Source organism: Pseudomonas sp. MF6747 (assembly GCF_963890955.1).
GTDB lineage: Bacteria > Pseudomonadota > Gammaproteobacteria > Pseudomonadales > Pseudomonadaceae > Aquipseudomonas.
Genome location: NZ_CAWPSZ010000045.1, coordinates 28923 through 53100 on the forward strand (window position 1 = coordinate 28923; position 24178 = coordinate 53100).

A 24178-nucleotide genomic window follows, 5' to 3' on the forward strand; every position below is an offset into this window, starting at 1 on the left:
TGGTGAGCCGGGTGGGCACTTTCATTTCATGCCTGCAGCGCCTGGATGCATTCATCCATCGAGCGCTGTTGCGTCTCGCTGTACAGCTTCAGCTCATCAATCGTTCGGCAGCCCAGTGCTTTCTCGAATTCGGCCTGGTTCGAATTCGCCGCATAGTGACTCTGCGCCGCATCCCCAAGATTGGACTGAAAGATCCCCGCCGCACTCACCGGCAGAAAATCCTCATACACCAGCGGTTCCACGTCCACATGGCCCGCAGCAATCCGCGCCTGGAGTGTGTCCGGTTGATTGGCTTGGCCGCGCGCCGCCAGGCCTTGCTCGGTCACGAAATAGCGAAAGTACGCCAGCCCTTGCTCGCGCATCTGGGTGTGGTTATCGGGGAATGCCTTGAAGTGCTGCTCCATCAACTGCACATAACGCGCGGCGTTGGCCTCGTTCGGAAAGGCGCCCAGTTCGTCACGCGCAGCGTTCAGCAGCTGGTCGTACAGGGCGCGGCCTTTGGGCGTCAGCGCGACGCCGCGTTGTTCGATTTCGCCGAAGCGCGCGCTGTGGCTGCCCTTCGCGTCGGTGAAGGCGATCGGCTCGTCCAGCGCCTTGAAGCTGGTCTGGCGTAGCAGGATCGGGCAGTGGCGACGCGGCGGCCCTTCGATCACGGCCTTGGGGGTGATGCCTTTGCCGGGCATGGCGGCCTGCACCTGGTCGATGTCGAGGGTGCGCGGGGTCAGGTGATTAATGTGCGGGCCCTTGAACGCGACCACGTCGGCGATCAGGCGATGCTGGTCGCTCAGTTGCTGGTATTGCGCGCCGGTGACGGTGGCGGTGTGGTGCCAGCGAAAGGTTTCCAGGGCTTGGCGAATAAATGCCTCGGCGTCGTCGGCGTTGAGGCCGCCGTCGCGTTCCGCTTGCTCGATCAACGCCAAGGCGCCAGGGGTGAAGATGTTGCGTTGGGCCAGGGCGTTTTCGGCAAAGGCGCGCAGCTCAGGGTTTTCAATCAGTTCCAAGCGCAGCAGTGAGGTAAATACACGGAACGGGCTGGCTTGCAGTGAGCGTTCATGCACGGCGCGAAAGGCAGTGGAATGCACCGGCACGCCAGCGGGCGTCAGGTCGTAGTAGCCCACCGGTTGCATGCCCATCACGGCAAAGAGGCGGCGGATGGTTGCCAGTTCCATGGCTGTGCCCAGGCGAATGGCGCCGTGACGTTCCATGTCCAGGCGCTCGATTTCGCCCGTGCGCTGCAACTGCCGGGAAAGCCCGGAATCACTGGCCAACACCCGGGTATTGGTCTCGGCCACCAGCGCCATCAGCGCCCCGTACAGCGGAACTTCATCTCGGTACATGTCGGACATGGCTTTGGAAAAGCCTTTACGGATGTCGTCGGGGCTGACATGTGCGGTGGTTGGCATAGAAAAATTCCTGATGGCTAGGGGCGTGAACTTGGCCTATCGCTGGATTTTGTTGAGCTTGAGCCAGTGTTGCAAACGAAGAATCCTCTGGACTTCATTCTGCAAATGAATGAGATGACGTGAATATGACAAAAAACGCTGGCTGCGAAATTTCATTTTCACCGGCACTTTTCTAACAAATTCTTCACGAGGTGCGCCCCGGTCCTCATGAAACAATCGTCACGTTTGTAGGGATGAAAACGCCGTTTTGCACACAACGCACATAAAAAAATGTTTAGGGGCCGTCACACATGAAAATTTCTACACTGGCGTTATCCATCACCGCTGCATTGCTCGCGCAACACGCCTGCGCTGATGACTTCGGGCTCGGTTCTCTGGGCACGGGCACAGGTCACAGTGGCTTTCTTGAAGACAGCCACGCCGCCATCAGTTCGCGGACCATGTACTACAGCGCAGACAACCGCTCGGGGACCAGCAACGATCTGCGCGAAGCTGCGACATTGCTGCGCTTTGACTACAAATCCGGCTACACCCAAGGCACCCTTGGTGTCGGTTTCGACGTCATGGCGTTCGGCGCCTTGCGTCTTGATGGTGGCGATGGCCACGCCGCAGGCCCAGGGCTGGCGGGGAACGGCAACAGCTTCTTCCCGACCAAGAACAACGGCACCGAACCGGCCGACAGTTTCGGTCGCGCCGCCGGCAACGTGAAATTCCGTATTTCCCAGACCGAGTTGCACGTCGGCGGTGGTTTGGCCCCGGTGCTGCCTATTCTGGTCTCCAACGACAGCCGTGTTGCGCCACAGACCTTTGACGGCGGCATCCTCACCTCCAGCGACATTCCGAACGTGACCTTCACCGGCGGTGAGCTGAACAAGGCCGAAGGCCGTGCGTCCAGTAACTCCACGGGCCTGAGTGTGGCTGGCGGTACGCGCGACAGCGACAGCTTCAAGTTCGGTGGTGTGGACTACAAACCGTTCGGCTCGTCCGACAACGCCATCGCGAAAAACCTGACGCTGCAGTACTACTACGCCAACCTGCAAGACTTCTACAAACAGAACTATTTCGGCCTGGTCCACGTGCTGCCGTTGGGCAATGACCAATCGTTCAAGACTGACCTGCGCTACTTCGACAGCACCAGCGACGGCAAGAATGGCGAAAGCGGCTACGCGTTCAACAACAACGGTGGCTACGCCAAGCATGCTGGCGAGGTGGACAACAAAACCTACAGCGCTGCGTTCACCTACCAACTGGGCGGCAGCAGCCTGATGCTCGGCCACATCGGCGTGAGCGACGACGGCGGCTTCGTCTGGGTCAACCAGGGCAGCCTCGCCGACCCACAGCAACAAGGCGCGGGCGGCAGCGACTTCTACCTGTTCACCGACGCCGTGGTTGGCCAGTTCTCCCGTGCGGGTGAGCAAGTCAACTTTGGTCAGTATTCGTATGACTTCAAGGCCTACGTACCCGGCCTGAAAGCTTCGGTGGCTTACCTGGACGGTACGGACATCAAGTCCAAAGTCGCCGGCGGCCCTGACCAGAAAGAAAATGAAACCGACTTCCGCCTGGATTACGTCGTGCAGGCAGGCCCGCTCAAAGGCTTCGGCACCACCTTCCGGACCGGTACTTATCACGGTCACAACACCGGCACCGCGGATCAGGATCAAACCCGCCTGATCTTCAACTACACCTACGCGATCTTCTAAGCACGCTCGCACGTTTACCGCGTTGAAAAAACCGAGGCCGCCTGATCAGCGGCCTCTTTTTTTTGCCGGGGTGGATGAGACTTCATGTGCATCCGAGCGGGGATGGGTTCTACACTGCCCGTCACTGTGTCAGTGATGGAGGACCCAATGACGGCCACACCCGTAACCAACATCCTTGAAACGATTGAAGGCCAACGCCTGGCGACGCCAGAGGCCGAGCATTGGCGCGAGTGGGGCCCGTACTTGAGTGAACGCCAATGGGGCACGGTGCGCGAAGACTACAGCGCAGACGGCGATGCCTGGGCCTACTTCCCGCATGACCACGCGCGCAGCCGCGCCTATCGCTGGGGCGAAGATGGCCTGGCCGGTTTCAGCGACAAGGCGCAACGCTGGTGCCTGGGCCTGGCGCTGTGGAACGAGCGCGACACGGTCCTCAAGGAGCGGTTGTTCGGCTTGAATAACGCCGAGGGCAACCACGGTGAAGACGTCAAGGAACTGTACTTTTTCGTCGACGGCGTACCCAGTCATGCCTACATGCGCATGCTCTACAAATACCCGCATGCGGCCTTTCCCTACGCCGACCTGACCACCGAGAACGCGCGCCGTGGGCTTGCGGATGCCGAGTACGAAATCCTCGACACGGGCGTGTTCGAAGACAACCGCTACTGCGATGTCAGCGTCGAATACGCCAAGCATCAGCCCGACGATATTTTCATGCGCGTCACCGTGCATAACCGCTCGGACCAGCCGACGCGCCTGCAGGTGTTGCCCCAGGTGTGGGCGCGCAATGACTGGAGCTGGACCCTGGATGCGCCCAAGCCGCAGTTGCGCCTGGACGGCGAACAGGTGCTGGCCCGTCATCATGAACTTTCCGATCGCCACCTCAGCGCCTGGGGCCAGGACGGGGTGGAGTGGTTGTTCTGTGAAAACGAGAGCAACTATCAGCGCCTGGACGGGCAACCGGCACCCGGGCCGTTCAAGGATGGCATCAACGATTACGTGGTTGATGGCGTGCAGTCGGCGATTCGCCGCGATGCGGGCACCAAGGTCGCCGCGCGTTTCATCCTCGAACTGGCGGGCCTTGAAAGTAAAAGCCTGTACCTGCGGTTTGCGCCCACCGATGCGCCGCAGATCAACGCGCGCAAGCTGTTCGAACAGCGCCGCGAGGAGGCCGATCAGTTCTACGCGGCCTTGCAACACGGCATCAGCGAGGAGGATGCGCGCAATGTGCAGCGCCAGGCCCTGGCGGGTTTGCTGTGGTCCAAACAGCTCTACTATTTCGACGTGAACCAGTGGCTCGACGGCGACCCTGCCCAGCCGGCGCCACCGCCCGAGCGCCTGCACATCCGTAATATCCATTGGCGGCACCTGTCCAACTTCGACATCCTCTCCATGCCCGACACCTGGGAATACCCGTGGTACGCCTCCTGGGACCAGGGCTTTCAGGCGGTGGCGATTGCGCTGATTGATCCCGGGTACGCCAAGCAGCAATTGTTGCTGTTGGTGAAGGACCGCTTCATGCACCCCAACGGCCAACTGCCGGCGTATGAATGGCGTTTTGACGATGCCAACCCGCCGGTGCATGCCTGGGCCAGTTGGCGGGTGTATCAGCAGGACAAGGCGTTGACGGGTGTCGGCGACATGGATTTTCTGGAGCGGATTTTCCACAAGCTGCTGCTGAATTTTTCCTGGTGGGTCAATCGCAAGGACGCCGAGGGTCGCAACCTGTTCCAGGGTGGGTTCCTGGGCCTGGACAACATTGCCTTGTTCGACCGCTCGGCGACCTTGCCGCCGGGTTACCAACTGGATCAGGCCGACGGCACGGCGTGGGTCGCGGCCTACGCGCTGGACCTGATGCGGATCGGGCTGGAGCTGGCAAAGCGCAATGTCGTGTACGTCGATATTGCGGTGAAGTTTTTCGAGCACTTCCTGTACATCGCCGGCGCCATCAACCGCGTCGACGACAGCGCCGAAGGACTGTGGGATGAGCAGGACCTGTTCTTCTACGATGTGCTGCACCGCCCCGACGGCCAGAACGAGCCGGTGCGCTTGCGTTCCATCGTCGGCCTGATGCCATTGTTTGCCGTGCTGGTGCTGGAGCAGCGCGAACATGAAGGTCTGGAAGGCTTGCGTGAGCGGCTGCTGGGGTTCATGCATCACCGGCCGGACTTGGCCAAGTTGGTGTCGCGCTGGAACGAGCCGGGGCAGGGCAATCGCCTGTTGCTGGCGCTGTTGCGTGGCGAACGGACCAAGGATTTGTTGCGCCGCATGCTGGATGACCAGGAGTTTCTATCAGGCTTTGGTGTGCGGTCCCTGTCCAAGGCGTTTGCCCAAGAGCCACTGGCGCTGAAGATGAATGGCGACACCTTGTGCGCGCGTTACCAGCCGGGCGAGTCGGACTCACGGTTGTACGGCGGCAATTCGAACTGGCGCGGGCCCTTGTGGATGCCGGTGAACTACATGCTGATCGAATCGTTGCGCGAGTTTCATCGCTACTACGCGGATAACTTCTCGGTGGAGTACCCGACGGGGAGTGGATATCTGGCGTCCCTTGAAGAAGTTGCAGACGGCCTCAGTCAGCGTCTGACGCGATTGTTCCTGAGGGATGAGGACGGGCTGCGTCCGTCGATGGCGGGGTATGCGCAGCTGGAAGCGGACCCGGCCAGTCGCGACCTGGTACTGTTCCATGAGTATTTTCACGGGGAGACCGGGCGCGGTCTGGGCGCCTCGCATCAAACTGGCTGGAGTGCGTTGGTGGCGCTGCTGTTGCAGCCTCGTTAGGGCACGCTCCATGGCTGGGGGCACGGGGCGTCTCGGGCCACGATTGGAGGCTCAGGCCGCCGCGGCTGGGCTTTTGATCCAACCACTCCAACCGGGTACAGCCGCCAGACGGCTGTGCTCTGTTTTTCTGTGGGAGCTGGCTTGCCTGCGATGTAGGCAACTCGGTACATCAGGTACACCGAGTTGATGCCATCGCAGGCAAGCCAGCTCCCACTTTTGATTGAGTTCAGCCTCCAGGATCAAGTCGGCTGCCAGGCCGCCTTGGCTGTGCTTTTGATCTAACCACTCCAACTGGGTACAGCCGCCAGACGACTGTGCTCTGTTTTTCTGTGGGAGCTGCCGTGCCTGCGATGCAGGCAACTCGGTACATCAGGTACACCGAGTTGATGCCATCGCAGGCAAGCCAGCTCCCACCTTTGATTGAGTTCAGCTCTCGGGATCAGGTCGGCTGCCAGGCCGCCTTGGCTGTGCTTTTGATCCAACCACTCCAACTGGGTACAGCCGCCAGACGGCTGTGCTCTGTTTTCTGTGGGAGCTGGCTTGCCTGCGATGCAGGCAACTCGGGACATCAGGTACACCGAGTTGATGCCATCGCAGGCAAGCCAGCTCCCACTTTTGGTTGAGTTCAGCCTCCAGAATCAGGTCGGCTGCCAGGCAGCCTTGGCTGTGCTTTTGATCTAACCACTCCAACTGGGTACAGCCGCCAGACGGCTGTGCTCTGTTTTTCTGTGGGAGCTGGCTTGCCTGCGATGCAGGCCACTCGGTCTATCAGGCCCACCGGGTTGATGCCATCGCAGGCAAGCCAGCTCCCACCTTTGATTGGGTTCAGCTCTCGGGATCAGGCCGGCTGTCAGGCCGCCGCGCTTGGGCTTTTGATCTAACCACTCAGGTCGGCTACTAGGCCGCCGTGCTCTGCTTTTGATCTTGATCTGCTTTTGACTTTGATCTTAGGCGCCCCGTTAAACCACGCTGGCTGAACGCAGGCTTGAATCCGTGGGTAACCCGGCAGGACGCCGGGTTAGCCGTGTTGGGCCATGGATGGCCCGTCACGGCGGCCCACGGATTCAAGCCTTCGTTCGGGCACACCGAGCCTAAGCGAGGTGCCGAGTGGTGGGGCAAGAGCCCTTTGGTTACTTTGGGGCTTTTCCAAAGTGACCCGCCGTCAGGGCGGAACCCATACCAGCCCTAACCCAAATACCGGACATGTACCAAGAACTCCAGACACCTCGCCCAACACATTCCCCCAAAACGCAAAACGGCGCCCGAAGGCGCCGTTCTGTTTACTGCATAGACCTAAGCGATCAAACGCCCAGTACCGCGTGCTGCACCAGGGTGAGCAACGGTTGTGGGTACACACCCAGGAAGAAGGCGAGCAGGGCGATCGCCAGCAGCATCACGCCACCGGCTTTCTGTTCCCAGTGCAGCTCGGCGTCCACACGGCGCAGGTTTGGCTCGATCAAGTACAGGGTGACCATCACGCGCAGGTAGTAGAACACGCCGATGGCGCTGCCCAGTACCAGGGACGCAACCAACCACCATTCGTGCGCTTCAACACCCGTAGCAACGATGTAGAACTTACCGATAAAGCCTGCGGTCAGCGGGATACCGGCCAGCGACAGCATCATCACCGTGAGCACGGCGGTCAGGTACGGACGGCGCCAGAACAGGCCGCGGTATTCGTACAGGGCGTCGGCGTCACGGCCTTTGAACGGCGAGGACATCAGCGTGATCACGCCGAACGCGCCGAGGCTGGTGATCACGTAGGTGACCAGGTACACGCCCATGGCTTCCACGGCCAGGCCTTTGCTCGCCACCAGGGCGATCAGCAGGTAGCCGAAGTGCGCGATGGACGAATAACCGAGCAGACGCTTGAGGTTGTTCTGCGTCAGGGCCAGCAGGTTACCGAACAGGATCGACGCAATGGCGATCACGGTCAGCACGTTGCTCAGCACGCCGGTGTTGGCAGCAGGCGAGATCTGGAACAGACGCACCATCACCGCAAACACCGCAACCTTGGAGGCCGTGGCCAGGAACGCAGCCACTGGCGCCGGGGCGCCTTCGTACACGTCCGGGGTCCACAGGTGGAAAGGCACCAAGGACAGCTTGAACGCCAAGCCGATCAGCATCATCGCCAGGCCCAATTGGGCAATCGGCGCAGGCATGCTGGTGGTGGCCAGGGCGTGACCGATACCGGTGAAGCTCAGGCTGCCGGCTTCTGCATAAAGCAGGGCCATACCGAACAACAGGAACGCGGAACCGGCGGCCGACAGCACCATGTACTTGATGCCGGCTTCCAGGGAACGCTTGTTGAAGAAGGCGTAGGCCACCAGGCCGTAAGTCGGGATCGACAGCAGTTCCAGGCCGATGAACAAGCCGGCCAGGTGCTGCGCGCTGACCAGCACGATACCGCCGGCCGCAGCCAGCAGGATCAGCAGGTACAGCTCTTCCTTGTTGCCCGGGTAGCCCGTGCCGCCTTCGCCGAGGTAGGCGTGGGCGAGGGTCACGCACGCCAGTGTGGCGACCAGGATCAACGCGATATACAGCAGCGCGAAGTCATCGATCATCATCAGCGGGGTGACCGCCAGTGGCGCAACCTTGAGTGCCGGGATAATCGACAGCAGGGCCAGGTTCAAACCGGCACAGGACAGCAGGAACGTTTGCGAGTGATTGCGGCGCCAGGCGATCGCCAGCATCACCACCACAATGGTGAGGCTGGTGATCAGCAGCGGCGCAAGCGCGATAAAGTGTTGGATCGTGAATTCCATAGCGCTCTTACCGTGCCGAAGCGAGTTGAGTGAAGGCGGTGCCGAACCACTGCTGCACGCCATGCATCGTCGCGGCAGAAGTGTCCAGGAACGGTTGCGGGTACACGCCGATGTAGATCAGCAGCACCGCAAGGCCGAGCACCATGATCAGTTCGCGAGCATCCATCCCGTGCAGGACGGTGTCGGACTTGGCCGGACCGAAGTACGCACGGTGGATCATGATCAGCGAGTAGACCGAACCGAATACCAGGCCGGAGGTAGCGATGGCGCTGATCCACGGCGTGTGCACGAACGAACCCATCAGGATCAGGAACTCGCCGATGAAGTTACCGGTGCCCGGCAAGCCCAGGGACGCGGCGGCAAAGAACAGGCTGATCGCCGGCAGGTAGGCGATGCGCGACCACACGCCACCCATTTCACGCATGTCACGGGTGTGCAGGCGCTCGTACAGCTGACCACTCAGGATAAAGAGGGCTGCGGCCGAAACACCGTGGGCCAACATCTGGATCACAGCGCCTTGCAGCGCCAGTTGGCTGCCGGAGTAGATGCCGATCAGTACGAAGCCCATGTGGGAAACGGACGAGAAGGCAATCAGACGCTTGATGTCGGTTTGCGCAAAGGCCAGGAACGCACCGTAGAAGATCCCGATCAGACCCAGGGTCATGGCGATCGGCGCAAACTCGGCCGAGGCATTCGGGAACAGCGGCAGGGCGAAACGCAGCAGGCCGTACGCAGCGGTTTTCAGCAGAATACCGGCCAGGTCCACGGAACCTGCGGTCGGCGCCTGGGCGTGAGCGTCAGGCAACCAGGAGTGGAACGGCACCACCGGCAGCTTCACCGCGAACGCGATGAAGAAGCCCAGCATCAGGATGTACTCGGTGGTCAGCGACATCTTGGTTTTCAACAGGTCGGCGTAGTTGAAGGTAATCACGCCGGTGTTGTTGAAATTGACCAGTACCAGACCCAGGATCGCCACCAACATGATCAGGCCGGAAGCCTGGGTGAAGATGAAGAACTTGGTCGCCGCGTAGATCCGGGTTTTCTTGCCGTCCGAAGAACTGTGACCCCAGAGCGCGATGAGGAAGTACATCGGCACCAGCATCATTTCCCAGAAGAAGAAGAACATGAACAGGTCCAGCGCCAGGAACACGCCGACAACGCCGCCCAGAATCCACATCAGGTTCAGGTGGAAGAAGCCCACGTGACGCTGAATCTCTTTCCAGGAGCAGAGTACCGAGAGGATACCCAGCAGGCCGGTCAGCAGGATCATCAACAGCGACAGGCCGTCGAGGGCCAGGTGCACGTTGATGCCGAAGCGCTGGATCCACACGTGCTTGAATTCAAGCGCGAAGGTGGGATCGACGCCCGGTGCCGGAGCAAATGAATAGTCGCCATGCGCCCACAGCCAAAGGCCGAGTGCGAGTTCCAGGGACATGGTCAGCAACGCAATCCAGCGGGGGAGGGTGGCGCCGAAGCGTTCACCCATCCAGCAGAGCAGGCCGCCGATAAAGGGGATCAGGATTAGCCAGGGCAGAATCATGACGGGCTCGTTTCCTTTCGCAAGTTCGCAAAGTACGCAATGTTCATAGTCAGACCGCTACCACAACGATGGCGCCGATCACCAGCACGGCACCGACGGCCATGGACGCTGCATACCAACGCAGCTGGCCAGTCTCGCTGCGGCTCAGGGCGGTGTGACCGGCCTTGGCAGCAAGCGGGATCAAACCGATGGTCTGGTCGAGCGGGTCTTTGCGCAGAATGTGGCTGATAGCAAGGTATGGCTTGACGAACAGCTTGTCGTAGATCCAATCGAAGCCCCAGGCGGCGAACCACCAGGCCGACAGGAAACGGCCAATGCCGCTGTTGGCAACCGCCGTCACGAAGCGACGCTTGCCCAGGAACAGCAGTGCCGCCAGCAGGATACCGGCGATGGCGATGGCGCCCGAGGCGATTTCCAGGCTGTGCTTGGCAGCGCCGCCGGCATGGCCAGCGCTTTGCGGCAGTACGCCGGCCAGTGGCGGGGTGATCATGGCGCCGATGAATGTCGACAGGATGATCAGCACCGACAGTGGCAACCAGTGGGAGATGCCGTGGCCTGCGTGTGCTTCGGTCTTGGCTTCACCGTGGAAGGTGATGAAGATCAGGCGGAAGGTGTACAGCGAGGTCATGAAGGCACCGACCAGGCCTGCGTACAGCAGGTTCTGGTTACCGCTGGCAAAGGCTTCCCAGAGGATTTCGTCTTTGGAGTAGAAACCTGCGGTCACCAACGGCAGGGCCGCCAGAGCGGCACCGCCGACGATGAAGCTGGCGTAGGCCAACGGCAGTTTCTTCCACAGGCCACCCATCTTGAAGATGTTCTGCTCGTGGTGGCAGGCAACGATCACCGCACCGGAGGCAAGGAACAGCAGCGCCTTGAAGAAGGCGTGGGTCATCAGGTGGAAGATCGCCGCGTCCCAGGCGCCGACGCCCAGGGCCAGGAACATGTAGCCGATCTGGCTCATGGTCGAGTAGGCGAGGATACGCTTGATGTCGGTCTGCACCAGCGCGGCAAAGCCGGCCAGTACCAGTGTCACGCCACCGACCAGGCCCACCAGGTGCAGGATTTCCGGCGCCAGGGTGAACAGGCCATGGGTACGCGCGATCAGGTAGACACCGGCGGTTACCATGGTTGCCGCGTGAATCAGTGCGGAAACGGGAGTAGGGCCAGCCATCGCATCCGCCAGCCAGGTTTGCAGTGGCAGTTGCGCAGATTTACCGACCGCGCCGCCCAGCAGCATCAGGGTAGCCAGGGTGATCCAGAAGTCACCGACCTGGAATTTCTGCGGCGCCAGCACCAGCAGTTCCTGGATGTTCAACGTGCCCACTTGTTGGAACAGGATGAACAGGCCGATGGCCATGAACACGTCGCCGATGCGGGTAACGATGAACGCCTTGAGTGCCGCGTTACCGTTGTTGCGGTTGCTGTAGTAGAAACCGATCAACAGGTACGAGCACAGGCCCACGCCTTCCCAGCCGAAGTACAGGAACAACAGGTTATCGCCCAGCACCAGAAACAGCATGCTGGCGATAAACAGGTTGGTGTACGAGAAGAAGCGCGAGTAGCCCGCTTCACCGCGCATGTACCAGGACGCGAACAGGTGGATCAGGAAGCCCACACCGACCACCACGCCGAGCATGGTGATCGACAGGCCGTCGACGTAGAGGGCGAAGTTGGGCTTGAAGCCGTCCACCGACATCCACTGCCACAGCACCAGGGTGTAGTGGCCGCCTTCGGGCGGTGCCACGTTGAATTGCCAGATGACGTAGGCAGCGACAATCGCCGACAGGCCAATGGAACCCACACCGATCAGGGCAGACAGGTTTTCCGACCAGCGTCCACGGGAGAACGACAGCAGCAGGAAACCGATCAGGGGAAATACGAAAGTCAGAAAGATCATGTTCATCCGCGCATCTCACTGGCAGCGTCGATATCAAGCGTGTGGAAGCGACGATACAGTTGCAGCAGGATCGCCAGGCCAATACTGGCCTCGGCGGCTGCCAGGCTGATCACCAGAATGAACATCACTTGTCCATCCGGCTGGCCCCAACGGCTACCTGCCACGATGAAGGCCAGTGCCGCAGCGTTCATCATGATTTCCAGGCTCATCAACACGAACAAAATGTTACGGCGAACCATCAGGCCGACCAGGCCAAGGCAGAACAGGATGCCGGCGACCGCCAGACCATGCTCCAAGGGGATAGCAGGCATCGTCATTGCTCCTTGGCTTCGTTGCGGCCCAAGTGGAAGGCGGTGATGGCTGCAGCGAGCAGCAGCATCGAAGCCAGTTCGACCACCAGCAGGTACGGGCCGAACAGGCTGACGCCCACGGCTTTGGCATCTACGGTGGTGTGGCCGATGGCCTGGCCGCTCTGGTGAGCGAACAAGACATACAGCAGTTCACCCAGCAGCAACGCCGCGAGGATTACCGGGCCAAGCCAGATGCCGGGCTTGAGCCAGACGCGTTCCTGAGCGACCGAAGCCGGCCCCAGGTTGAGCATCATCACCACAAACACGAACAGCACCATGATGGCACCGGCGTAGGCGATCACTTCCAGGACACCGGCGAACGGTGCACCGAGGCTGAAGAAGGTCATGGCCACGGCGATCAGCGAAATGATCAGGTAGAGCAGGGCGTGCACGGGGTTGGTGTTGGTGATCACGCGAAGCGTGGACACCACTGCAATACCCGACGCGAAATAGAAAGCGAATTCCATCTTTCTTCCTTAAGGCAGCAAGCTCTTCACGTTGATCGGCTCGGCTTCGTTTTGTGCGGCGCCCTTCGGCTTACCGGCAACGGCCATACCTGCAACACGATAGAAGTTGTAATCAGGGTTTTTACCGGGACCAGAGATCAGCAGATCTTCTTTCTCGTACACCAGGTCCTGACGTTTGAACTCGGCCATCTCGAAATCCGGTGTCAGCTGGATCGCGGTGGTCGGGCAAGCTTCCTCGCAGAGGCCGCAGAAAATGCAGCGCGAGAAGTTGATGCGGAAGAAGTCCGGGTACCAGCGACCGTCTTCGGTTTCAGCTTTCTGCAGGGAGATGCAACCTACCGGGCACGCCACGGCGCACAGGTTGCAGGCTACGCAACGTTCTTCGCCATCGGGGTCGCGGGTCAGCACGATACGGCCGCGATAGCGCGGCGGCAGGTACACCGCTTCTTCCGGGTATTGCAGGGTGTCGCGTTTGCGAAAGCCGTGACCGAAAACCATCACCAGGCTTCGCAACTGGGTACCGGTACCCTTAACGATGTCGCCAATATATTTGAACATGGGTCAAATCCTCACTGAACCGCGCCGGCTGGCGTGTTCAACAACACAACAGCAGCCGTCACCAGCAAATTGATCAGGGTCAGCGGCAGGCAGAATCTCCAGCTGAAATCCATCACCTGGTCATAGCGTGGGCGCGGAATAGAAGCGCGCAGCAGGATGAACAGCATGATGAAGAACGCCGTCTTCAAGAAGAACCAGAAGAACGCCAGTTGCGGCAGGATGTTGAACGGGCCGTGCCAGCCGCCGAAGAACAGCGTGACCAGCAATGCCGAGATCAAGATGATGCCGATGTATTCACCGACGAAGAACATGCCCCACTTCATGCCGGCGTATTCAATGTGGTAACCGTCGGCCAGTTCCTGTTCCGCTTCCGGCTGGTCGAACGGGTGACGGTGAGTCACGGCGACGCCAGCGATGAAGAAGGTACAGAAGCCAAAGAACTGCGGAATGATGAACCACAGGTTCTGCGCCTGGTACTCGACGATGTCGCGCATGTTGAACGAGCCGACCTGCACCACGATGCCCATCAGCGCCAGGCCCATGAACACTTCGTAGGACACGGTCTGGGCCGAAGCCCGCAAGCTGCCCAGCAGGGCGAACTTGTTGTTGCTCGACCAACCGGCGAACAGCACCGCGTAGACCGACAGACCGGCCATGGCGAAGAAGAACAGCAAGCCGATGTTCAGGTCCGCCACGCCCCAGGTCGGGGTGATCGGGATGACTGCGAAGGCGATCAGCAAGGCGCTCATGGCCACGACCGGTGCCAGGGTGAAGATCACCTTGTCGGCAAACGGCGGGGTCCAGTCTTCCTTGAAGAACATTTTGAGCATGTCGGCAGCGATCTGGAACATGCCGAATGGGCCGACGCGGTTAGGACCGTAACGGTCCTGCCACCAGCCCAGCAGGCGACGTTCGACGAAGCTGAGCAGGGCGCCCGCAACGACCACGGCCAACAGGATCACGATGGCCTTGACGACCGAGATGATCACGTCGATCACTTCAGGGGTGAACCAGGTCATTGCGCTGCCTCCTGCAGACCGTCAACGGTTTTGCCAAAGATCGCAGGCGGAATACCGGCGAGGCCTTTTGGCAGTGCAACCAGACCCGCGCCCAATTCGTCATTGATGCGCAGCGGCAGACGCAGAGTCTTGCCGTCGACGTTCAGGCTGAGCAGGGCACCGTCGTTGACGCCCAGGCGGTCGGCTTCGGACTTGGCCACGGACACGTAAGCGGCCGGGATGCGCTCTTGAACCGGCGCGGCTTTGGAAGAGGTCTCTTCGCTGCCGAACAGGTGGAAGAACGGCACAACCTGCCAGGTGCCCTGGGCCGGGTTGAACGGACGCGGTACGGCAGCGAACCAGTTCAGCGAATCACCGGTGCTTTCGATCAGGCGTGTGCCCGGGTCGCCTGCGCGGATGTGACCACCGACTTCGTCCTGGAACTTGTTCCAGGCCTGTGGCGAGTTCCAGCCCGGCGACCAGGCAAACGGCACCTGCTGACGTGGCTCGACCGAACCCGAGTAACCTTCCATGGAGAAGGCGAACGCGGTGTCGGGGTCTTGCGGGGTACGCGGTTCGTGCACGCTGATGTCGGCGCGCATGGCGGTACGGCCGGAGTAACGCAGCGGTTCACGGGCCAGTTTCAAGCCCTTGATGCGGAACGAGGCAGACGGTGCAGCATCAACGATACGTGCCAGCTGCGGAGCGCTTGCGGCGGCCGCTGCGGTGACGTGGTCGAGCTGGGTCCAGTCGATCGGCTGGTTCAGCAGAGTAGCGCGCAGGGCATGCAGCCAGCGCCAGCCTTCGTGAACCAGGATGCTGGCGTCCATGTACTTCGGATCGAACACCTGGAAGAAGCGCTGGGCGCGGCCTTCCTGGCTGACCAGCGTACCGTCGCCTTCGGCGAAGGTGGCAGCCGGCAGCACCAGGTCGGCACGTTCGCTGGTGGCGGTCTTCTGGTGGTCGGCAACGATCAGCACTTTGGCCGCATCCAGCGCGGCGTCGACCTTGGCCGAATCCGTGCGGGTGTACAGGTCGTTTTCCAGTACCACGATGGCGTCCGCTTTGCCGTCGGTCACGGCTTGCAGCGCGGCGTCCAGGGATTCACCGCCGAGCATGGCCAGGCCGAGGCTGTTGGCTTCCGGCACGACCAGGCTGATGGAACCGTTCTTGTCGCGCAGCTTCAAGGCTTTGGCGATGTTGGCAGCCGCTTCGATCAGTGCTTTGGAACCCAGCGAGGTGCCGGCAATGATCAATGGACGCTTGGCGGCCAGCAGGGCGTCGGCGATACGCTGGGCCAGTTCACCGGCTTCGGTGTCCAGGCCTTCGACGGCAGGCGCGCTGGCGTCGAGGGCGTGAGCCACGGCGAAACCGATGCGGGCCAGGTCGTCCGGTGCGGCGTGGACGCATTCTTCGGCGATGTCGTCGAGCTTGGTTTCAGCCAGGCTGGCGATAAACAGTGGGTTCAGCGCGTGCTGACCGATGTTTTTCACCGCAGCGTCGAGCCAGGGCTGAACGCGCATGGCATCGGCCATGTCTTCGGCCTTGCCTTTGACCGACTGACGCAGCGACAGCGCGATACGCGCGGCGGTCTGGGTCAGGTCTTCACCAAGCACGAAGATCGCGTCGTGGTCTTCGATGTCGCGCATGTTTGGAACCGGCAGCGGGCTGTCGTTCAGCACTTGCAGGACCAGACGAATGCGCTCCAGCTCAGCGGCTTCGATACCGCAGTAGAAGTGCTCGGCGCCGACCAGCTCGCGCAACGCGTAGTTGCTTTCGAGGCTGGCGCGGGGCGAACCGATACCGACGATGTTGCGGCCGCGCAGCAGCTCGGCGGCTTTATCCAGCGCGTCGTCCAGGCTCAGCTTGGCGCCACCGGCCAGCAGTGGCTGACGTGGGCGGTCTTCGCGGTTGACGTAGCCATAGCCGAAACGGCCACGGTCGCACAGGAAGTACTGGTTGACCGAACCGTTGAAGCGGTTTTCGATGCGACGCAGTTCGCCGTAGCGCTCGCCCGGGGAGATGTTGCAACCGCTGGAGCAGCCATGGCAGATACTCGGCGAGAACTGCATGTCCCACTTGCGGTTGTAGCGCTCGGAGTGAGTCTTGTCGGTGAACACACCGGTCGGGCAGACCTCGGTTAGGTTGCCGGAGAACTCGCTTTCGAGCACGCCGTCTTCAACGCGACCGAAGTACACGTTGTCGTGGGCGCCGAATACGCCCAGGTCGGTGCCGCCGGCGTAGTCTTTATAGAAGCGCACGCAACGGTAGCAGGCGATGCAGCGGTTCATTTCGTGGGAAATGAACGGGCCGAGGTCCTGGTTCTGGTGGGTACGCTTGGTGAAGCGATAACGGCGCTCGTTGTGGCCGGTCATCACCGTCATGTCTTGCAGGTGGCAGTGACCGCCTTCCTCACAGACCGGGCAGTCGTGGGGGTGGTTGGTCATCAGCCATTCGACAACGCTGGCGCGGAACGCCTTGGATTCTTCATCTTCGATGGAGATCCAGGTGTTGTCGGTGGCTGGCGTCATGCAGGACATGACGATACGACCACGGGTGTCGTTCTCGTCGGTGTACTGCTTGACCGCGCACTGGCGACAGGCACCAACGCTACCAAGGGCTGGGTGCCAGCAGAAATAAGGAATGTCGAGGCCTAGTGAGAGACATGCCTGTAACAGGTTGTCTGCCCCATCGACTTCGAGCGCTTTGCCGTCTACGTGGATAGTGGCCATGGTTCAAAGTTCTTCGTTGGCCCGTTGTCAGCGGGCGTGGCTAATGGAATCTTGTTATTCATGTGCATCTACACAGCCTTAAAGGCGTCAGCACATGAGAAGGCGAAGCGCACGGGCCCTTCGCCTTTTTAAGCGTTACGCACCAACCATGGTCGGTGTGACCACCTGATTCAGATCGCCGGCGCGCGCAGGTGCGATGCCAGCCTCGAATTCAGAGCGGAAGTATTTGATTGCGCTGCCCAGTGGTTCCACGGCGCCCGGTGCGTGAGCACAGAAGGTCTTGCCTGGGCCGAGGAAACCGACCAGACCCAGCAGGGTCTCGATGTCGCCTGGCTGGCCTTCGCCTTTCTCGATCGCCATCAAGAGCTTCACGCTCCAGGGCAAACCGTCACGGCACGGGGTGCAGAAACCGCAGGATTCGCGGGAGAAGAACTGCTCCATGTTGCGCAGCAGCGAGACCATGTTCACGGTGTTGTCCACCGCCATCGCCAAGCCGGTCCCCATACGGGTGCCGACCTTGCCGATGCCGCCGGCATACATTTGTGCGTCCAGGTGCTCAGGGAGCAGGAAGCCGGTGCCGGCGCCGCCTGGCTGCCAGGCTTTCAAGGTGTAGCCGTCGCGCATGCCGCCGGCGTAGTCCTCGAACAGCTCGCGTGCGGTCACGCCGAATGGCAGCTCCCACAGGCCAGGGTTCTTGACCTTGCCGGAGAAGCCCATGAGCTTGGTGCCCATGTCTTCGCTGCCTTCGCGGGCCAACGATTTGTACCAGTCCACGCCGTCGGCGATGATCGCCGGCACGTTGCACAGGGTTTCCACGTTGTTTACGCAGGTCGGCTTGCCCCACACGCCTACGGCGGCAGGGAAGGGCGGCTTGGAGCGCGGGTTGGCGCGGCGGCCTTCGAGGGAGTTGATCAGTGCGGTTTCTTCACCGCAGATGTAACGCCCGGCGCCGGTGTGCACGAACAGTTCGAAGTCAAAACCGGAACCCAAGATGTTCTTGCCCAGAAGGCCAGCTGCCTTGGCTTCTTCCACGGCACGGGTGAGGTGCTTGGCGGCGGTGGTGTATTCGCCACGCAGGAAGATGTAGCCACGGTAGGTTTTCAGCGCACGGGCGCTGATCAGCATGCCTTCGATCAGCAGATGGGGCAGTTGCTCCATCAGCATGCGGTCTTTCCAGGTGTTCGGCTCCATTTCATCCGCGTTGCACAGCAGGTAGCGGATGTTGATGGATTCGTCTTTGGGCATCAGGCCCCACTTCACGCCCGTGGGGAAGCCTGCACCGCCGCGACCTTTAAGGCCGGCGTCTTTGACGGTCTGGACGATGTCGTCCTGAGCCATGTCGGCGAAGGCTTTGCGCGCAGCCGCGTAACCGTTCTTGGCCTGGTATTCGTCGAGCCATACCGGCTCGCCGTCGTCACGCAGGCGCCAGGTCAGCGGGTGAGTCTCGGCCGAACGCTTGATCAGGTTGGCCGGGCCGAAAGATGTAAGGGTCATGGGTAGCCCTCAAGCAATTGGGTCACGCCAGCAGGCTGCACGTCACCGAATGTGTCGTCGTCGATCATCAACGCCGGCGCCTTGTCGCAGTTGCCCAGGCAGCACACCGGCAGCAGCGTGAAGCGCCCGTCCGCAGTGGTCTGGCCCAGGCCGATGCCCAGTTTGTTCTGGATCTCGCTGACCACGGACTCGTGGCCACCGATGTAGCAGACCATGCTGTCGCACACGCGGATGATGTGGCGGCCCACCGGCTGACGGAAGATCTGGCTGTAGAACGTGGCCACACCTTCAACGTCGCTGGCCGGGATGCCGAGGATCTCGCCGATCGCGTAGAGGGCGCCGTCGGGCACCCAGCCACGCTCCTTCTGGACGATCTTCAAGGCTTCGATCGACGCCGCGCGCGGGTCTTCGTAGTGATGCAGCTCGTGCTCGATGGCCGAGCGCTCGGTTTCACTCAAGGTGAAACGGTCTGTCTGGATAAGCGTGCTGTTCATGCTTAGCGGTCCACGTCGGCCATAACGAAATCGATACTACCCAGGTACGCAATCAAGTCCGCGACCATCTCGCCTTTGATCACCGAAGGGATCTGCTGCAAGTGCGCAAAGCTTGGGGTACGAATCCGGGTGCGGTAGCTCATGGTGCCGCCATCGCTCGTCAGGTAATAACTGTTGATACCCTTGGTCGCTTCAATCATCTGGAAGGATTCGTTGGCCGGCATGACCGGACCCCACGAAACTTGCAGGAAGTGCGTGATCAGGGTTTCGATGTGCTGCAGCGTGCGTTCTTTTGGCGGCGGCGTGGTCAGCGGGTGATCCGCCTTGTACGGACCTGCCGGCATGTTGCGCATGCACTGCTCGATGATCTTCAGGCTCTGGCGCATTTCTTCGACGCGCACGATGCAACGGTCGTAGGCATCGCCGTTGGCCGCCAGCGGCACTTCGAATTCGAAGTTCTCGTAGCCGGAGTACGGGCGTGCTTTACGCAGGTCGAAGTCGCAACCCGTCGAGCGCAGGCCAGCACCGGTGACGCCCCATTCCAGGGCTTCTTTGGTGTTGTATTGCGCCACGCCGATGGTGCGGCCTTTGAGGATGCTGTTGTCCAGCGCAGCCTTTTGGTACTCGTCCAGACGCTTGGGCATCCAGTCGATGAATTCCTTGACCAGGCGCTCCCAGCCGTTCGGCAGGTCGTGCGCCACACCGCCGATGCGGTACCAGGCCGGGTGCAGACGGAAACCGGTGATGGCTTCGATCACCTTGTAGGCGCGCTGACGGTCGGTGAAGGTGAAGAACACCGGGGTCATGGCGCCAACGTCCTGGATGTAGGTACCCAGGAACAGCAGGTGGCTGGTGATCCGGAAGAACTCGGCCATCATGATGCGGATGGTGTCGACGCGGTCCGGCACTTTGATGCCGGCCAGCTTCTCGACCGAGAGCACGTACGGCAGGTTGTTCATCACGCCGCCGAGGTAGTCGATACGATCGGTGTACGGAATGAAGCTGTGCCAGGACTGGCGCTCGGCCATCTTCTCGGCACCACGGTGGTGGTAGCCGATGTCCGGCACGCAGTCGACGATTTCTTCGCCGTCCAGTTGCAGGATGATACGGAAGGCACCGTGCGCCGAAGGGTGGTTCGGGCCCAGGTTGAGGAACATGTAGTCCTCGTTGGTGCCGGAGCGCTTCATGCCCCAGTCTTCCGGACGGAAGCGTGCAGCCTCTTCTTCAAGCTGTTGCTTGGCGAGCGTCAGGCTGAACGGATCGAATTCGGTGGCGCGCGCAGGGTAGTCCTTGCGCAGCGGGTGACCTTCCCAGGTAGGCGGCATCATGATGCGCGTCAAGTGCGGGTGGCCCGGGAAGTCGATGCCGAACATGTCCCAGACTTCGCGCTCATACCAGCTGGCGTTCGGCCAGATGCCGGTGATGGTCGGAATGCTCAGGTAGCTTTCGGACAGCGCGACTTTGATCATCACGTCGCTGTTACGCTCCAGCGACATCAGGTGATAAAACACGGTGAAATCGGCGCCGCTCGGCAGCCCCTGGCGCTTGGTGCGCAGACGCTCGTCCACACCATGCAAGTCATAGAGCATGACGTATGGCTTGGGCAGGTTGCGCAGGAAGGTCAGGACTTCGACGAGCTTGGCGCGCGCCACCCACAGCACCGGCATACCGGTGCGTGTGGCCTGGGCGGTAAAGGCGTCAGGGCCAAAACGGTTATTGAGTTCGACGACCACATCCTGGTCGTCTGCCTTATAAGGCGGGATGCGTCGAGCACTGCCTGTAGTCATGGTTTTTTATCGCTTTCGGTCAACGTAAAGAATGAAGCCAGGGTTTCGTTCTATAAAAGAAGCGGTGCTGGATCAGACTTCGTCAGGGCTGCGCAGGTTGGTGACTGCGATTCGCTGTTCGCGGCGCTGTTCCTTTTGCGAAGGCATCTCGGCGCGATATACGCCTTGATCGCCGACGACCCAGGAAAGTGGGCGACGCTCCTTGCCAATCGATTCCTGCAACAGCATCAAGCCTTGCAGAAATGCTTCAGGGCGGGGCGGGCAGCCAGGCACGTAGACGTCCACGGGCAGGAACTTGTCCACCCCTTGAACGACGGAGTAGATGTCGTACATGCCACCGGAGTTGGCGCACGAACCCATGGAGATAACCCACTTTGGCTCGAGCATTTGCTCGTAGAGACGCTGAATGATCGGCGCCATCTTGATAAAGCAGGTTCCGGCGATAACCATGAAATCCGCCTGGCGCGGTGATGCCCGGATAACTTCGGCGCCAAAGCGCGCGATGTCGTGGGGCGCCGTGAAGGCGGTGGTCATTTCCACGTAGCAGCACGAAAGGCCGAAGTTGTACGGCCACAGGGAGTTCTTACGTCCCCAGTTGACCGCGCCACTCAGCACGTCTTCGAGCTTGCCCATGTAGATGTTTTTGTGGACTTGGTCTTCTAACGGGTCGGAAACGGTTTCGCGTTCGCCGATTGGGTACTGCTCGTTAGGAGCATCCGGGTCGATCCTGGTGAGATTGTATTGCATCGCCAAAGCCTCATTGTTTCAGCTTCGCTTGCCGCTTGCGACGAGCTTCCGGAGCCCAGTCAAGGGCGCCCACTCGAAATAGGTAGACAAGGCCTGCCAACAGAATTGCTATGAAAACGAGGGCTTCGACGAATCCGGTCCAGCCGCTTTCGCGGACGGACACAGACCAGGCAAAGAGAAAGAGGGCTTCGATATCGAAGATCACGAACAGCATCGCGACCAGATAGAATTTGGCTGAGAGCCGCAAGCGGGCGCCACCTGTAGGCAGCATGCCGGACTCGAACGGTTCATTTTTGCTGCGGCCCCAGGCTTTTGACCCGAGGAGGCTGGAGACACCAAGCATGAAGGCGCAAAGGCCGACAACACCGAGGAGGAAAATGGCAAAGCCCCAGTTGTGGGCCATGAGTCCTGTCGCTTCGGTCATGCTGGAAATCCTTAACAGAGAGCAAAGGTCTCTGAGCTCGAAAAAGTAACGATGCAGTGACGATATGTCGCACTGCAATCAATCGCGGTGATTTTATGGCTAAACACCGGGCAAGTAAAATTCCGATAGCGAAATTATTCGATGGAATAAGCACATAGTGCACCTCTTTGGGGCTGTAGCCCTTGTGGGGCGGGGATTAGCGGGCATTTAATCAATTCTGTTTTGTTTAACGGGTAACGAAGTTTTCATGCGCTAAATGATAATGAATATTGTTTGCGCAGGGTTTAAGCGAATGTTTCTCGTGTGGCGGGGGAAGTTGCCGTTACTTGCTTGATGGGTGCTTAGTTGCTGATGGGGATCTTTTAACTGATTTGATTCGGGTAAACACCGCTCTGGATCAATGTTTTGCGCAAAACCTTCAGATGGCGTGCATTGCCTTGTGGGAGCGCGCTTGCTCGCGAATACCGTGGGTCAGTCAGCACTTCCTTGACTGACAGGTCGCATTCGCGAGCAAGCCCGCTGCCACATTTTTAATCTCCTGTATCCCAGGAAGTTTTTCCCGAGCAAAAAAACGCCCCGAACCAGTCGGGGCGTGATTGTTGTGCGGCAATGCGGTTAGGTCTTCCATGGGGCCGCACTGGCCGTGTACTCGCTACTTAGTGGAACTGCTCTTCTTCGGTCGAACCGGTCAACGCGGTCACGGACGAGGTGCCGCCCTGGATCACGGTGGTCATGTCGTCGAAGTAGCCGGTGCCCACTTCCTGCTGGTGCGCCACAAAGGTGTAGCCCTTGGCGGCGTCAGCGAATTCCTGTTCCTGCAGCTTCACGTAGGCGGTCATGTCGTTGCGGGCGTAGTCGTGCGCCAGGTTGAACATGCTGTGCCACATGTTGTGAATGCCGGCCAGGGTGATGAACTGGTGCTTGTAGCCCATGGCGGACAGCTCGCGCTGGAACTTGGCGATGGTCGCGTCGTCCAGGTTCTTCTTCCAGTTGAAAGAAGGCGAGCAGTTGTAGGACAGCAGTTGGTCCGGGTATTCCTTCTTGATCGCTTCGGCAAAGCGGCGAGCTTCGTCCAGATCCGGCTTGGCGGTTTCGCACCAGATCAGGTCGGCGTACGGCGCGTAGGCCAGGCCACGGGCGATCGCCTGGTCGAGACCGGCGCGCACTTTATAGAAGCCTTCCTGAGTCCGTTCACCGGTTACGAATGGCTGGTCGTACGGGTCGCAATCGGACGTCAGCAGGTCGGCGGCGTTAGCGTCGGTACGGGCCAGGATGATGGTCGGGGTGCCAGCAACGTCAGCAGCCAAACGAGCAGCAGTCAGCTTTTGTACGGCTTCTTGGGTTGGAACCAATACCTTGCCGCCCATGTGGCCGCATTTCTTTACTGATGCCAACTGGTCTTCGAAGTGCACGCCGGCAGCGCCAGCCTCGATCATGCTCTTCATCAGCTCGTAGGCGTTGAGTACGCCGCCGAAACCGGCTTCAGCGTCCGCCACGATCGGGGCGAAGTAATCGATGTAGCCTTCGTCGCCCGGGCCTTTACCGGCTTTCCACTGGATCTGGTCGGCGCGGCGGAACGAGTTGTTGATGCGCTTGACCACGGTGGGTACCGAATCCACCGGGTACAGCGATTGGTCGGGGTACATGGATTCAGCGGAGTTGTTGTCCGCTGCCACTTGCCAGCCGGACAGGTAGATCGCCTGGATACCGGCTTTCACCTGTTGGACTGCCTGGCCGCCAGTGAGGGCGCCCATGCAGTTGACGAAATCTTTTTCGGGACGGAAGGACGGCTTGGCACCCTGGGTGACCAGCTTCCAAAGCTTCTCGGCGCCGAGTTTTGCAAAGGTGTGCTCAGGTTGAACCGAGCCACGCAGGCGGACGACGTCAGCAGCGGAATAAGCGCGGGTTACGCCTTTCCAGCGTGGGTTTTCAGCCCAATCTTTTTCAAGGGCTGCAATTTGCTGTTCGCGTGTCAGTGCCATGGGGAAAAACCTCGTCGCATAGGTCTAGGTGGAAAATTCCATTTGCCAGCCACGTACTC

17 protein-coding genes are annotated in these 24178 nt (G+C 60.5%); 2 read left to right on the forward strand and 15 right to left on the reverse strand.

Annotation, left to right across the window (positions count from 1 at the left end; all coding sequences use genetic code 11):
- Nucleotides 1–26 precede the first annotated feature (26 nt).
- Entirely contained in the window at nucleotides 27–1403 is a 1377-nt protein-coding gene (hglS, locus tag AACW30_RS24135) for a 2-oxoadipate dioxygenase/decarboxylase HglS (protein ID WP_200623622.1), read from the reverse strand.
- A gap of 290 nt (nucleotides 1404–1693) precedes the next feature.
- Here hglS and AACW30_RS24140 point away from each other — a divergent pair, with 290 nt between their 5' ends.
- Nucleotides 1694–3103 carry an OprD family outer membrane porin gene (locus tag AACW30_RS24140; protein ID WP_106579895.1) on the forward strand — a complete coding sequence of 470 codons (1410 nt, stop codon included), beginning with the start codon at nucleotides 1694–1696 and terminating at the stop codon, nucleotides 3101–3103.
- 147 nt (nucleotides 3104–3250) lie between these two features.
- Nucleotides 3251–5884: an MGH1-like glycoside hydrolase domain-containing protein gene (locus tag AACW30_RS24145; RefSeq protein ID WP_200623624.1), complete on the forward strand. Its 2634-nt coding sequence runs from the start codon at nucleotides 3251–3253 to the stop codon at nucleotides 5882–5884.
- Nucleotides 5885–7185: 1301 nt separating this feature from the next.
- On the opposite strand, the gene nuoN is transcribed toward AACW30_RS24145, so the two are convergent.
- The 14 genes from nuoN to aceA form a co-directional block, all read right to left on the reverse strand.
- Nucleotides 7186–8649, reverse strand: coding sequence for an NADH-quinone oxidoreductase subunit NuoN (gene nuoN / locus AACW30_RS24150; protein WP_106579876.1), 1464 nt, complete (start codon nucleotides 8647–8649; stop codon nucleotides 7186–7188).
- Between the two features lie 7 nt (nucleotides 8650–8656).
- Entirely contained in the window at nucleotides 8657–10189 is a 1533-nt protein-coding gene (gene nuoM / locus AACW30_RS24155; RefSeq protein ID WP_106579875.1) for an NADH-quinone oxidoreductase subunit M, read from the reverse strand.
- A 49-nt stretch (nucleotides 10190–10238) separates the two neighbouring features.
- Nucleotides 10239–12092: an NADH-quinone oxidoreductase subunit L gene (gene nuoL / locus AACW30_RS24160; protein ID WP_200623627.1), complete on the reverse strand. Its 1854-nt coding sequence runs from the start codon at nucleotides 12090–12092 to the stop codon at nucleotides 10239–10241.
- On the reverse strand, nucleotides 12089–12397 hold the full coding sequence (gene nuoK / locus AACW30_RS24165; RefSeq protein WP_003219560.1) for an NADH-quinone oxidoreductase subunit NuoK: 309 nt from the start codon (nucleotides 12395–12397) through the stop codon (nucleotides 12089–12091). The genes nuoL and nuoK overlap by 4 nt, the downstream gene beginning before the upstream one ends.
- A 2-nt stretch (nucleotides 12398–12399) precedes the next feature.
- Nucleotides 12400–12903 carry an NADH-quinone oxidoreductase subunit J gene (gene nuoJ, locus AACW30_RS24170; protein WP_017137519.1) on the reverse strand — a complete coding sequence of 168 codons (504 nt, stop codon included), beginning with the start codon at nucleotides 12901–12903 and terminating at the stop codon, nucleotides 12400–12402.
- Between the two features lie 9 nt (nucleotides 12904–12912).
- On the reverse strand, nucleotides 12913–13461 hold the full coding sequence (gene nuoI, locus AACW30_RS24175) for an NADH-quinone oxidoreductase subunit NuoI (protein ID WP_003174725.1): 549 nt from the start codon (nucleotides 13459–13461) through the stop codon (nucleotides 12913–12915).
- Between the two features lie 11 nt (nucleotides 13462–13472).
- Nucleotides 13473–14480 (reverse strand): NADH-quinone oxidoreductase subunit NuoH, encoded by a 1008-nt coding sequence (gene nuoH / locus AACW30_RS24180; RefSeq protein ID WP_053256843.1) that lies wholly within the window; start codon nucleotides 14478–14480, stop codon nucleotides 13473–13475.
- Nucleotides 14477–17191, reverse strand: coding sequence for an NADH-quinone oxidoreductase subunit NuoG (nuoG, locus tag AACW30_RS24185; protein ID WP_200623629.1), 2715 nt, complete (start codon nucleotides 17189–17191; stop codon nucleotides 14477–14479). The genes nuoH and nuoG overlap by 4 nt, the downstream gene beginning before the upstream one ends.
- A 135-nt stretch (nucleotides 17192–17326) precedes the next feature.
- Nucleotides 17327–18685: an NADH-quinone oxidoreductase subunit NuoF gene (gene nuoF / locus AACW30_RS24190; RefSeq protein WP_106579872.1), complete on the reverse strand. Its 1359-nt coding sequence runs from the start codon at nucleotides 18683–18685 to the stop codon at nucleotides 17327–17329.
- Nucleotides 18682–19179, reverse strand: a complete 498-nt coding sequence (gene nuoE / locus AACW30_RS24195) for an NADH-quinone oxidoreductase subunit NuoE (RefSeq protein WP_056861694.1) — start codon at nucleotides 19177–19179, stop codon at nucleotides 18682–18684. Before nuoE ends, nuoF begins: the two co-directional genes overlap by 4 nt.
- Before the next feature lie 2 nt (nucleotides 19180–19181).
- Nucleotides 19182–20966 carry an NADH-quinone oxidoreductase subunit C/D gene (nuoC, locus tag AACW30_RS24200; protein ID WP_200623631.1) on the reverse strand — a complete coding sequence of 595 codons (1785 nt, stop codon included), beginning with the start codon at nucleotides 20964–20966 and terminating at the stop codon, nucleotides 19182–19184.
- Between the two features lie 72 nt (nucleotides 20967–21038).
- Complete coding sequence (locus AACW30_RS24205; RefSeq protein WP_003174719.1) at nucleotides 21039–21713, reverse strand: NuoB/complex I 20 kDa subunit family protein; 675 nt, start codon at nucleotides 21711–21713, stop codon at nucleotides 21039–21041.
- A gap of 10 nt (nucleotides 21714–21723) precedes the next feature.
- Nucleotides 21724–22137 carry an NADH-quinone oxidoreductase subunit A gene (locus AACW30_RS24210; RefSeq protein WP_003219575.1) on the reverse strand — a complete coding sequence of 138 codons (414 nt, stop codon included), beginning with the start codon at nucleotides 22135–22137 and terminating at the stop codon, nucleotides 21724–21726.
- Between the two features lie 656 nt (nucleotides 22138–22793).
- A complete protein-coding gene (gene aceA, locus AACW30_RS24215; RefSeq protein WP_003219577.1) occupies nucleotides 22794–24119 on the reverse strand; it encodes an isocitrate lyase in 1326 nt (441 codons plus the stop codon).
- Nucleotides 24120–24178 lie beyond the last annotated feature (59 nt).